This window comes from Mesorhizobium australicum WSM2073 (assembly GCF_000230995.2).
GTDB classification, from domain to species: domain Bacteria; phylum Pseudomonadota; class Alphaproteobacteria; order Rhizobiales; family Rhizobiaceae; genus Mesorhizobium; species Mesorhizobium australicum.
This window is the reverse complement of record NC_019973.1, coordinates 6,046,423-6,059,210: the sequence shown is the minus strand read 5'-3', so window position 1 is coordinate 6,059,210 and position 12,788 is coordinate 6,046,423. Positions and strand designations below refer to the sequence as shown.

Below are 12,788 nucleotides of genomic sequence, written 5' to 3'. Positions count from 1 at the left end.
ACCCGATCACGCTGTGGCGGATGCGCCCGGCACCGCCTCCGGCCCCTTTTCGGGGATAGTTTGCTGACGGATTTTAGGAGCTGTTGCCGGATCGCGTCACCTGCCTTCTTGGGGTTTGTCGCCGCCGGCCTCGTCTTAAAACTTGACTAAGAATATCCTGTTTAATAGTCAACTCGGATTGGTCGCCGGAGACCAGGGCCCCGGGCAACAGGCAAGCCAAGTTGAATACAGATCATCAACCCCGGCCAGGAGAGGTCAATCGTCCGCGCGTCCGGATCACGCGTCGCCACGCGCTCGCGCTGTTCACTCTGCCGTTCACCGGCGTCGTGACGCCAGCCGCGGCCAGCCCGCCGCGCATCGTCTGCCTCGATGACGGCTTGGCGGAGACCTTGCTCATGCTCGGCATCACGCCGGTCGCTATCGCCGACCGTGAGGTCTGGGAAAGGTGGGTGGTCGAGCCGCCGCTGCCGCCCCAAGTCGCCGACATCGGCACGATCCTGGAGCCCAATCTCGAATTCCTGCAACAGCTTCGTCCCGACATCATCCTCTCCATCCCTTATCTCGACGGCATCAAGCCGCTGCTCGAGCGCGTGGCACCGGTGACGACGATCGGCATCTATACGCCGGGCGGTCAGCCCTATCAGCGCGCCATCGAGGCGACCCGGCAATTGGCCAGGCTTGTCGGCAAGGAAAGGGAGGGCGAGGCGCTGATAGCGGCGACGGAGGCGCATTTTTCGACCATCAAGCAGCAGCTGGAACCGCTTTCGGCGCGGCCGATCTATGTCGTCAGCTTCCTCGATCCGCGCAATGTGCGCGTCTATGGCGAAAAAAGCCTGTTTCAGGCGGTGTTCGACCGCATCGGCATCCGCAACGCCTGGGCCGGAGAGACTAATTACTGGGGATTTGCAACCGTCGGTATCGACGGGCTGGCAACGTCTGATGATGCGCGCCTTGCCTATCTCGAACCCTTGCCCGAAGGGGCGGGCGGAACGCTGACCGAGAGCCCGGTCTGGAATGCCATGCCGTTCGTGCGCAAGCGCTCGATCATGCGCCTGCCTGCGGTGCTGATGTTCGGCACGCTGCCCTCGGCGAGCCGTTTTGCCCGCCTGCTGGCCGCGGCGCTGACGGCGGAGACCGCCCGTGGTTGAGCAGGAAGCGATCTTGCCCGACGATGCCGTCCTCGTCCGCGGTCGCACCCCGTCGCCTCGCATACCAGGCGGATATCCCCTGGGCGCGATCCTGCTTTGCGTCGTGCTTCTCTGCGCGGCCGGCGCCGCGACCCTCTCCAACATGAGCGTGCAATTGCCGCCGGCACTCTGGCTGGGGGCGCTCGCAAGCCCCGATGTCGAGGATATCAGGCAGGTGCTCGTCCACTACGCTTTCCTGCCCCGGCTCGCCGTCAGCCTTCTCTGCGGTGCGGCCCTCGGACTGGCCGGGACGGTGCTGCAGCAGGTTTTGCGCAATCCGCTCGCCTCGCCCGAAACCGTCGGCGTCTCGGCCGGCGCCTATCTGGCGCTGGCGCTGGCGACGCTTCTGGCGCCGTCGCTGCTTGCCTTCGGCCGCGAATGGGTGGCGCTTGCCGGCGCCTTCACTGCCCTTGCGGCGGTCCTGGCGCTCTCCTGGCACAAGGGCCTGTCGCCGCTTTCGGTCGTGTTGGCCGGGCTGGTCGTCAGCCTTTATGCCGGCGCCATCGGTGCTGCGTTTGTGGTGCTTCGGCATGAATGGCTGGCCAGCCTGTTCCTCTGGGGCGCCGGTTCGCTCGGCCAGCAGGACTGGTCGGTGACGCGGTGGCTCTTGCCGCGCCTTGGCGGTGCCGCGCTGGCGATCGGCCTCATGGTGCGGCCGCTGACTCTGCTTGGCCTCGACGACGAAGGCGCGCGCAGCCTCGGCGTCCCGCTCGGTGCCTATCGCTTCGCCGGACTGGCGGCGGCGGTCGCCCTGATCGCTTTCGTCGTTGCCGCCATCGGCGTCATCGGCTTCGTCGGCCTTGCCGCCGCCACGCTCGCGCGCATCGGCGGCGCCCGCCGGCTAGGCCAGCAACTGGTGATGGCGCCGCTGATCGGCGCGGCACTGCTGTGGGCCGCGGACCAGGGAGTGCAGGTCGCGACCGGGCCACAGGGCGACCTGCTGCCGACCGGCGCGATGACGGCGCTTCTCGGCGCGCCTCTGCTTCTTTGGCTTCTGCCGCGCCTCGCGCTTGGCGCGGAAGCACCGGCACTCGCCGCCGAGCGCTTGCCCAGAACGAAAAGGCCCGGCCTTGTGCTGGCGGCGATCGGCGGCCTCCTGCTTTTGCTGCTCGTGCTGGCGCTGCTCTACGGGCCGGGCACCGATGGTTGGACATTCGCGTCCGGCGATCAGCTGCGGCCCTTGCTGGCCTGGCGGCTGCCTCGAGTGTCCGCGGCACTTGCCGCCGGCGCCATGCTGGCGCTGGCCGGGCTGATGATGCAGCGGCTGACCGGCAATCCGATGGCCAGCCCCGAGGTGCTCGGCATCAGCGCCGGCGCTGCGCTCGGCATGATGGTGGCGCTGTTCGCGCTCGCCGATGCCAGCCGCCCGGTACAGACCCTGGCCGCCGCGATCGGCGCCTTCGCCGCCCTTCTGGTGACGCTGGCGATCGGTCGCCGTACCGCCTATGCGCCAGAGCGGCTGCTGCTTGCCGGTGTCGCCTTGACGGCCCTGTTCGACGCGCTGATCCTGGTGCTCACCGCCACGGGCGATCCGCGCGCCATGCTTTTGCTCAATTGGCTCACCGGCTCGACCTACGGCGTCGACGCCGGCTCGGCGCTTCTGACCTCGACGTTTGCCTTTTGCCTGTTCCTGCTCGCACCGTTCTTCCTGCGCTGGTTGGACATGCTGCCGCTCGGCTCCGCCGCGGTGCAAAGCCTCGGGGTCAACCTCAAGGCAACACGGCTGCTGGTGCTTTTGATGGTGGCAGCGCTCACCGCCGCCTCGACCCTGGTCGTCGGGCCGCTGACCTTCATCGGCCTTATGGCGCCGCACCTGGCGTGGCGCCTTGGCCTGTCGCGTGCGCTGCCGCAAGCGATCGGCGCGATGCTTGCCGGCGCGCTGATCATGGTCTGCGCCGACTGGATCGGCCGCACCGCCATCTTCCCGCGCCAGATTCCGGCCGGCCTCGTCGCGACGCTGATCGGCGGCCCCGTCCTGATGTGGCTCTTGCGCCGCCGCTGAGCCTTGTCCCGTGGAGATATCCAAGCCGATGGCGACGCCAGCCTTGATTGCCGACACCACCGTCCACGACTTCGTTGGCAAAAGCGGAGGCGATCCCTGGCGGGTCTTCATCCATGTGCCGTCGGGGCCAATGCCCGAGGCCGGCTGGCCGGTGCTCTACATGACCGACGGCAACGCCGTTATCGGCACTGCGGTCGACGCGATGCGCGCGCAGGCCTTCTATCCCGCCGGCACCAATGTCGGCTGGGGCGTCATCATCGCCATCGGCTACCCCGTCGAGGGCGCCTATGACCCGCTGCGCCGCTCATGGGATCTGGGGCCACCGCCGGGCAGGACCTATCCGCCCTTCCACGAGGGCACGCCGGAAGTCAGGACCGGCGGGGCGGGGGATTTTCTGGCCTTCATCGAAGCCGAGCTGAAGCCGTGGGTCGCCACCCGGACCAGGATCGACGAGAGCCGCCAGGCACTTTACGGCCACTCTTTCGGTGGCCTGTTCGCGCTCTACGCCCTGTTTACCCGCCCGCTCTCATTCAACACCTTCATTGCGGCCAGCCCTGCCATCTATTGGGAAGATCGCGTTATCGACCGCTTTCTCGAAAGGTTCGAAGCCGCTGTTCCCGACGGCCTGAAGGCCGACGTAATCCTGTCGGCCGGAGAGTATGAGACCGAAAAGCTGGCGCCGTTCCAGGTCGGCGCGGAAGACGAGGAAAAGCGCCTGGCGCAGAAAAAGCTCATCCTTACCGACGAATTCGCCAAGGCGATGGCAGAACGCCTCGACGCGCTCCCGGGCCTGCGGGCAAGCTTCGAACTCCATGCCGGCGAAAACCACATGTCGATCCTGCCGGTGACGGTCAACCGGGCGGTGCAGGCGGCGTTCGCGGTGCGGTAGAATTTCTATTCAGCGCGCAGGCGGCAGTTCGAACAGCTTTGCGCCGTTTTCCTGGCCGCGCTCGACATAGCCGATAATGCCGAACCACCTGGCGACGTCGGGCCCTTGGAGCCAACTGCGCGAGTGGATTGGAAGGTTGCCGGCAAGCGCCTGGATATGCCTGATATGCCGCTTGCAGAAACGGACGGTCGAGCCGCGGAAGAAATCCTCCCGCGCGGCGAACAGCGTATCGGCGGCGTCGCTGTTTTCATGCCAGGCGATGATCGCCACGGCCTTCTCGCCCTCGACAAGCGCGTGCGCGCGGCCTTCCTTCAAATTCATCATCAGATTGTCGTAGGCGATCTTGCTGTCCTTGCCGGCCGCCGCGTACTCGTCCGACATCCGCTTGGACAGGCCATGGAAGACATCCTCGAGATCCCCAAGCGTTGCTGCGCGTGCTCTCATTTCACCTCCTGCAGCCCCGGCAGGGAGTTTGCCCTAGGGTTGTGGGATCACCAAGCAAATTGAATCCTCCACAAGCCCGGCGAAGGCAAAGTCGTTCCGTCCATCGATCTTTGTGACAGGGCGGGCACCCGCACCAAGCCGACAGAAGGCTTCGGCCTCCCGGTTCTTTAAGACACAAGGGAACAAGAGCCTGTGGTTGCGGTTAACTGGATATGCCAGCCAAGATCCAAGAACCACGGCCGAAGCCCGGCCCGCAGCCACCCGTCCGTCGGCCGGACAAGGAAGCACCGTCAGAGCCTGAGCATGTCGATCCGCCACCACGAGACGTGCGAGAGGCACCGGCACCAAATCCCGATGGCGACAAGAAAACCTAAGCGACGACACGCGAACGCCGTGCAATAGGCGCATGCGATGATAGCGATCAGGTGGTCACGCCATAAGCGCTTGGATTTTTAAAATGATGGTGCCCAGAGGCGGAATCCAAGCAGAGAAAATAGCACTTGGTTTCTCAATCGCCTAGCTATGAAGCAGCAGCAGCGCTGACCAACATAAATACCAACAAAATATTTCTGTGGATTGGTTCGGTTCCCGAACATTGCCTTTCGGTCCGACGCCACCGGACCTTAGATGCAGTCGAGCATCGCAGCGACTTATCACCTATCCATCGACAATCAGGTCACATGTATTTGCCATGCGATGTTGCAACTTGGACAGAGTGTCCCCTGCGGACAACATTCTGAACGACTGCTTCGCCCCTCATCGCAGCCATTAAAGTGAGGCTGTTGGTCACCTGGACGCGGACACGTAGACCAAATTCGGCAATGGACGGCTCTTACCTGGGATGTCGAAGTGCCTAACGCCTCACTCGAGCCGTACTTTCCCTGACGATCAACCTGATCGCCAACTCGCGTTGCGATGGTGATGGTGATCGGCAGCAATTCGGCCCATGTCGCGTGCCGCGCTGGATTCTGTTGCTGGGCCACAGACCCGATCGACAACTCGGAGTATGACCGTTTTCTGTTCGACTACCATCAATCACGGGCGAACTGCCAACCGCGTGCTCGAACTGTTTGAACGCCACGGTCGCGTGACCAATCGTTTCTCGGTGCTAAGCACGGACCACCTTAATCAGATACACGCGGCGTTTTCGCCCGAGGACCTGATGGGGTCGAATTCATCCTGCAGGGGGAGGGCCGATCGCAAAGGCTTTCACCGGGCGCCCACGCGCGGAGAAGGGCGTCCGGCAAAGATGCCGCAATCGCCGTGCCGGAGGGCTGTCCCACTATCGCCTGTGTTTCTGGCCTTCTGGTAAATATGCGGCAGGGACGTTTACAACTGGTGACGCCGGTACCGGGTAACGAACGCTGGCCTCTCGGGTACCGAATAATGTCTCAACGTGTCTTCAGCACGCCCGACGAGTTCCGGGAGGGTCTCGATAGCATCGTCGACGAGAATATGCTCGAAAACCCGCCTCCCAACCGGCCAATTCGCTTCCGCGGAGACCTGCAACACGAGGCGGGGGACCACTGCTTCCATCTCCGCTCACGGAACCTTGAGCATCGAGTGCTCGACGGGGTGGTTCCGATTCCCATTGGTCATCTAATCGCGAGCGGGAACTGTACAGCCTCGGAGCTGATTATGGGGGTCACGGATGCAGCGAGGTCCTTGCCGTCGCCGACCTGCTCGATCAGCTATACGCGGCTGGGGTGATCGAAGAGGATCTCGACGACATTTCGCTTGGCAGAACGGGATGACGGGCGCGGGCCGCAGGCCGCGAGCTTTTTTTGTCGCAACGCCGCTGCCCTGCGTTCCACTCCGATAGAGCGGGCTATCGCGGCCGGTCCTCGACCAAATCGTGGTGCTCGCCGACGGCTTCGCCAATGACAATGGCGCCAAGCTTAGCGGACCACTCTATGCCGTGGGTTGGCATTGAAGTATTGGCAAGCCAAGCCGGCGTGGCGTTTCCCCTCGCAGATCATCTGGTCGCACCGTCGGGTTGCGCTGTCAGTCATGGTTATCGTGCGCGATGCCGTCCGGCGACAGGGGCAGACTATCTGCCAGGCCTTGCCGCTCGCTGAGCAACGCGGCGTGATGCGCAATTTGCGCGGCCTTTGGGATGTGCGTCGCTTTCCATGCCGCCGAATTTGGCTTCCAATTGTAGATCGTCGCTTCGGAGATCCCATGCTTGCGAGCCGGTCCAGCATGTCCGATCTATCCACATTACGAATGTAACCCGTTTCGACGTTGACGCTTCAGAACTTTGGATCTTCATTGCAGGACACGCTCCAATCGGCGCATTCGATGTTGAACGAAGGTCCATTTGCCGCTCGCAAAACTTACATCATCTCACTCGGGCTCAGTCAAAGTGGAAACAGCGTTCGGCTAAGCCGGAAACCGTCACATTTGATTTAACATCTTCTTCGGTCAAAGGAGCAGCCATGGCTACCGTGAAAGTCGATATCGATAACTTCCAGTCGGAAGTTCTGGAATCCGCAGCACCCGTCGTCGTCGATTTCTGGGCCGAATGGTGCGATCCCTGCAAGATGATTGCTCCGAGCCTCGAGGAAATCTCCGTCGAGATGGAAGGCAAGATCAAGGTCGCCAAGCTTAACATCGATGAAAACCCGGAACTCGCCGCCCAATTGGGCGTGCGCTCCATTCCGACGCTTGCGATCTTCAAGGGCGGCGAAGTGGCCGATTTCTCGGTCGGCGCCAAACCGAAGACAGCTCTTTTGAACTGGATTTCGAACGCTGCCTGATCGAGATCGCTCAAATGAAGGAACCGTAGATCCACCCCGTGGGGTCATAGTGATTTACTGGCATTTTGTACAGCGCTCAGCCCTTTGTGCTTCCGCTTTATGTCGGAAGAACGAGTGGTGAGGAAGCTTTTCACTGGGGCGTTGTCGAGGCAGTTGCCGCCGCGTGAATGCCGCAGCTTTCAAGCATGCCGTTGCAGGTTCGCGTGACCGCACTCAACCAATGACGCCCTGTTGTTGACAGGCTTAGGCGATGCGTTTTGCTGGATCGGAGAGGGAATATGGGCAGCACCGGAGAGTTAGTCGGACAAGCAGGGCGTCCTGATAGCGAAGAAGGCCCGCACCGCGTCTCCGACGCAATGTCGGACCAGCAGAAGACGCGCGAAGAGACGCTTGCCAGCGCCGGCGTGGTGGTTGCCCGCGACGGCAATCTCGACGGATTTTCGGATTCAGAGTTGGCCAATTTGGTGAACGGCTTCAGCAGATGGCCGGACCAGCAGGAGACGCGCGAAGCGACGCTTGCCATCGCCGGCGCGGTGGTTGCCCGCGATGGCAATCTCGACGGATTCTCGGATTCAGAGTTGGCCAATCTGGTGAACGGCTTCAGCAGATGGCCGGACCAGCAGGAGACGCGCGAAGCGACGCTTGCCATCGCCGGCGCGGTGGTTGCCCGCGACGGCAATTTCGACGGATTCTCGGGCCAAGAATTGGCCAATCTGGTGAACGGTTTCGGCAAGTGGCCGGAAGAAGAAAAAGCACGCAAGGCGATCGTTGCCATCGCCAGCGAGCTCGGTTCCAAGGGCCGTCGCTTCAGTGCTTTCGGCACGCCTGCACTAGTCAGGATCGCCAATGGCCTGTCGCGGGGTATCGAGGCGGGAGAGACCGCCGGCGAGGTCGCCGAACCGGCCTTGCTGAAGGACCGGCTGCATCAGCTGGCGCACTACCTGCAATATGCCGAGGATCGGCTCCAGCAGGCCGATGTCCATGCCGTCGCGAGTATATTCAAGGCGTTGGGCAAGGCGCAGTTGATGGATGATCTCGGTATGCTGGCACAGCCGGGGCTGGACAGGCTCGAGGTGTTACGTGCCGCTCCCGGGTTTAAGCTCGACAACAACCTCGAGACGATGGGCAATCTTTGCAGCTCCCTGCTGCCACTAGCTCGCAGCCCGAAGCCGGCGTTGCGCTGGCACCGCAAGTCGGCGCTGAACCTGCTCAACGCCATCCAGCCCGTGGTGGAACACAAGATCGATGCCTATCTCAAAGCAGGCCAGGCCGAGCGTACCAGCGGCGCCAATGCAAGCCGCAGCCCGGCGCTTTCGATCCATCAGGTGCTCAAGACCCGGGCGGTGCTGGAGACGCTCTACCGGCGGCCCTATGTCGACGGCGACGAGCTCGCATTGCGGGCCAGGCAGGAAGAGCTGCATGGCAAGACTAGGCAGATACTGAAGAGCGCCCGCACCCTCATCGACGCCGACCTTTCCTACAAGAGCTGGAACGTGATCGCCCATATCGAGGCGAAGGAACCGCTCGAAGCGCTCGACACCTTCATGGCGCAGAACGCATCGATGATCCAGGCCCAGCATGCAGCCGCCAGCTTCGATGTTCATCGGGTGCTTCAGGCCATGGATCAAGACCCGAGACCGCCGCAAGGCGATGCCGGACTAATGCGGCTGCCGGTGGTCGACATGCAAGGCCAGCCGCTGCCCAGCGAAGCCGAGTTGCGCTATTCCATTTTCCATCGCTTGACCTCGGGCGCGGTGAAGGTGGTGGCGGTGCAGCTAAAGGGAACTCCGACTGGCGCCATGTTGACACGCACGGTGGCCGTGGAGGGCGTGCCCTACCGCATGGACCTGTTCGGCGGCAGCAAACTGAAGCCGCCGCAAAGGAGCCTTAACCAGCTTGCCTCTGACCTGCCCTTCACGGCCGCAGAGGCCCCAAGCGGCAAGCTTTTGGCGATCCCCTATGCCGAGACGGCTCCGGGTACGGCCTTTGAGCAGCTGTCGCGGGCCTGGGCGCCGTTCAAGGAAGCCTATTACTATACCCAGCGCCGCGGATTTGCCGCGCCGCCGGGCGTCCCCGACGTTGGCCCGCATGATTATGCGCTGGAAGGGTGCTTCAAGCTGTCCCTTCTGCCCGACCGCCCCGCAGGCGCGGTGCATCCCTTCCGGTTCGAGGGGCGAGACGGCGAGATCGCCTTGCGGCCGCATGACGGCTGCGGCTTCATCAGGGCGTCGCTGGCCGAGCGCATGCCGTCCGTTGCCCGGGCTCGCCACGACGCTCCCGAGCGGATGCCTGCCTTTGCCGATAAAAGGCAATCGGCGGTACCGCCCACGGCGCTGCAACATTATCCGCGCAGCGTCGAGGTGGCACAGGAGACCCGCGAGAAGGCTCTGGCATGGCTCGAAACCCATCAAAGCCTCACCACCGAGGAGCTGTTTCGGACGGTCACGGGCGGGCATATCGAGGGTTCGAGCGCTATCGCCGTGCCGTCCAGTGACGAATGCCTGTATGTGCCGACGGGCAAGAGCAAGACCTTGACCCGTGACGCTGGCGTACTTGTCGGACGCTCCCCCTATGACAAGCCCAACCTGCGCCCGTTCGCCGCCGAGCGGGTCAGGTCGGCGCGCGATGGCGACCGCACCGCGGCGTTCCTGGATCGGTGCGTGGCCTTCCAATACAGCTTCAACGTCGCGCACAGGTCGGGGGCTAGGCTTGCCGCCGACGATCCGACCTTCTTTGCCAAAGGCGTCTTGATCGTTGTGCCCGACGAAATGTGGCCGGCGGACTTCGCCGACCGCGGGATTGTGATGTCTGCCGAGGACGTAAAGTGCCATTCGCGCTGGCTGGAGGAAAAGGACCGGGTCAAGACCGACACCGCGCTCGAGTGCGTCGGCATCCTGCAGGCGACGGAGGTGTTCGCGCCCGGCTCTTTGGTTGCGGTTCCGACCGCCCAACAAAAAATGCTCGACGGCGATTTTGATGGCGACGCCGTCATCATCATCGGCGACCAGCCTCGCCTTTACGAGCATGTGCGCCAGTTCGACGCGCAGCTGCAGGCGCGCGGCATCGCCTCGATGAAGCCGCCGAAGTCGCACACGCCGGCCATTGAGAAAGGCGGCTACCAGTTCAGCCGGTCCAAGCAGATCCTGTCGGCCACCGGGCTGGTGCTGGAGACCTACAGCTGCCTGCAGCGCAACGTGCTGGCGCAGCCGCTGGAGGCGCAACGCTGGTTTGCTGAGCGTGCCATCTTCGGCACCTACGAGGGCATTCATCAAGAGCTCAAGGCCGACATCCGTGCATTGTTGCAGGAAGATCGGCCGAATGGCCAGACCCTCCATGAGCTGATCGCCAGGGCGGGGGAAGACAGCAAGGCCGCCCGGCATCCGGTGGCCTGCGAACTGGCCGCGTTGCTAGTGGCCGAGCTCCAGGACTGGAACCTGCAGCTCAATAGCGAGCCGGCTCATGAGCATTCGGACGTCAAGCAGAAGTTTGCGCGATCCGTGGCCTCAACCGGCGCGAAGCCTGCCGTCAGCGCCGAGGCCGCCGCGCTCTTCCCGAAACTCAGCGAATCCTATCCGGCAACCGCTGATGCCAGGAAACGCATCGACTTCCTGCTCAACCGCTATCAGGCGCGCATTGATCCGCGGCCCGACGGCTACAACCCGGTCGATCTGCATGAAAGCGCGATCAATCTGTTGAGCGTCGGCATCAAGGTCGGCACGGACGCCTACAAGTCCGAAACCGGTGCGCGAGTGTTCATGCAAAAAACCACCGAATTGCAGCGGCTCATAGAGCAGAGGCCGGGCTTCAAGTCGGCGCCCTATGTCAAGTCGCAGGCGGCAAAGCTCCACCAGGGCCGGTTCGACGTCGATGGCAGCCTGGCGGATCTGAAGGACAACCCCACGCTGGCGGCCTCGGTCATGGAGGCCTCGATCAGACTCGCCGTCGAAAACCGAATACTGCCCAGCGCCTTAGCAATTCCGGCCTACGACGACCCCGCCAGCAGGATAGCGCTGAACAGCGAACAGGCCCTGGAGCGCGCCAGGCTCGAAGCCGCCCTCGCCGAAGCGCAAGAAAGCGCGATTACCGAAACTGTGCATGCGGTTGCCGAGCTTTTGCGGCAGGACGGCATCGAGGTGAAGGTGCCGCATCTTGATCAACGGTCGCGTGGGCAGATCTGGACAGCCAACGAGTTGACCGGCCAGGGCGTGAGCGCGGCGCCGGAGGCCCAACTGGTCACCAGTGCAGTGCGCCATGTCTTTGAGATCCCGGACGAGGCTTTTACGCGCGCCTTCAGGAAGGCGGCACTGGCCTTCGAGGAGCGTGACTGCAACGAGGTCGAGACCACCAACTGGTTCATCAGGATGGACACGCAGGGGTTACGCGGCGTTCACACGGCGTTCACAACCGCACAGAACTATCGCTTCGAGGTCGAGTTCCATACGCCGGCCAGTTACCGGGCCGAGCTCGCGCAGCGCGCGCAGAGCGAATGCGAGCTGGTCCCCATTCCCCGTGGTGCCTGGGACATATTACACTGGGGCTCGTCAGGAGAAAGCAGGTCGAGGGCGGCAGGGACCTCCAGGTCGCCCATCGTCGCAAGACAACAGAGTGCGGTCATTCTCTCGCCGCATGCCGGCAAGATCCTCGCGGCCCTCGGTACGAGGCCGGTCGTGCTCGTCGGCATGCCGGCGAGCGGCAAGTCGAGCATCGGCCCCCGCCTTGCCAGGGAGCTGGGGGTGGAGTTTGTCGACATCGATAAGCTTATCATCAAAGGGCACGGCGATATTAAGGATATATTCGAGCGCAGTGGCGAGCCTTACTTCAGGGAGCTGGAGACTAGAGAGCTCGCCGAGCAGCTGAAGAAAGGCCCCATGGTCATCGCAACCGGCGGCGGCGGCTTTGTCAAGCAGCCCAATCGAGACCTGATCCGCGAGAAGGCGGTGTCAATCTGGCTCAACACCGATCTGGATGAGATAGGCAGGCGCCTCCACCTGCAGCAGCGCTCCACGGGCGACACCGGCCGGCCGCTGCTGCAAGGCCCCGACATAAAGCAGCAGCTCGAAAACATGTTAGAAAAGCGCGGGCCAGACTACCAACAGGCCGATATCAAGGTGGTCCCGACCTTTAGAAAAGACAAGAAGAACGCCGGCATTTGCGTGGAGGCGCTCCACGATTTTCTGTGCAGCAGGGAGAGAGAAGCCGCCCTGACGCCCGCTACCGAGATGTCACATGTCTCCGGTGCTTCCGGCACCGCCATCAGCATGCCCCCAACAGCGCAGCGCATGCACGATGATCGTCCCAACCGCTATGATTGCGGGGGCGGCGTCGTGGAAACCATCCAGGCGCCGGCGGCACCAATGACTCAAGGTGAACTGCCGCCTCCCGACACCCTCACCGCCGAGCCGCAGCCTTTGCTGGCCGGCAATAACGCACGAGCGGATTTAGCATCTTCCATGAGAAGCAGAGAACGCTCAAGTCGATGACAACAAGCTTTAGGCGAGAATCAGGTC

6 protein-coding genes are annotated in these 12,788 nt (G+C 63.1%); 5 read left to right on the top strand and 1 reads right to left on the bottom strand.

Annotation, left to right across the window (positions count from 1 at the left end; genetic code table 11):
* The first annotated feature begins 221 nt into the window (after positions 1–221).
* The 3 genes from MESAU_RS28975 to MESAU_RS28965 are packed head-to-tail and all read left to right on the top strand — an operon-like array spanning position 222 to position 4,078.
* On the top strand, positions 222–1,148 hold the full coding sequence (locus MESAU_RS28975; RefSeq protein ID WP_015319228.1) for an ABC transporter substrate-binding protein: 927 nt from the start codon (positions 222–224) through the stop codon (positions 1,146–1,148).
* The gene (gene fhuB / locus MESAU_RS28970; RefSeq protein ID WP_015319227.1) at positions 1,141–3,189 is read left to right on the top strand and encodes a Fe(3+)-hydroxamate ABC transporter permease FhuB; all 2,049 of its coding nucleotides are present in this window, start codon (positions 1,141–1,143) and stop codon (positions 3,187–3,189) included. The genes MESAU_RS28975 and fhuB overlap by 8 nt, the downstream gene beginning before the upstream one ends.
* Positions 3,190–3,217: 28 nt before the next feature.
* Positions 3,218–4,078, top strand: a complete 861-nt coding sequence (locus tag MESAU_RS28965; RefSeq protein ID WP_051041316.1) for an alpha/beta hydrolase — start codon at positions 3,218–3,220, stop codon at positions 4,076–4,078.
* A gap of 9 nt (positions 4,079–4,087) precedes the next feature.
* Here MESAU_RS28965 and MESAU_RS28960 read toward each other — a convergent pair whose 3' ends face one another.
* Positions 4,088–4,522 (bottom strand): hypothetical protein, encoded by a 435-nt coding sequence (locus MESAU_RS28960; protein ID WP_015319225.1) that lies wholly within the window; start codon positions 4,520–4,522, stop codon positions 4,088–4,090.
* 2,438 nt (positions 4,523–6,960) lie between these two features.
* Between MESAU_RS28960 and trxA the strand changes: the two genes are divergently transcribed.
* Together trxA and MESAU_RS28945 are read left to right on the top strand one after the other, a co-directional pair.
* Positions 6,961–7,281, top strand: coding sequence for a thioredoxin (gene trxA / locus MESAU_RS28950; protein WP_013533570.1), 321 nt, complete (start codon positions 6,961–6,963; stop codon positions 7,279–7,281).
* A 278-nt stretch (positions 7,282–7,559) separates the two neighbouring features.
* The gene (locus MESAU_RS28945) at positions 7,560–12,761 is read left to right on the top strand and encodes a shikimate kinase (RefSeq protein WP_013533569.1); all 5,202 of its coding nucleotides are present in this window, start codon (positions 7,560–7,562) and stop codon (positions 12,759–12,761) included.
* The last annotated feature ends 27 nt before the right edge of the window (positions 12,762–12,788 follow it).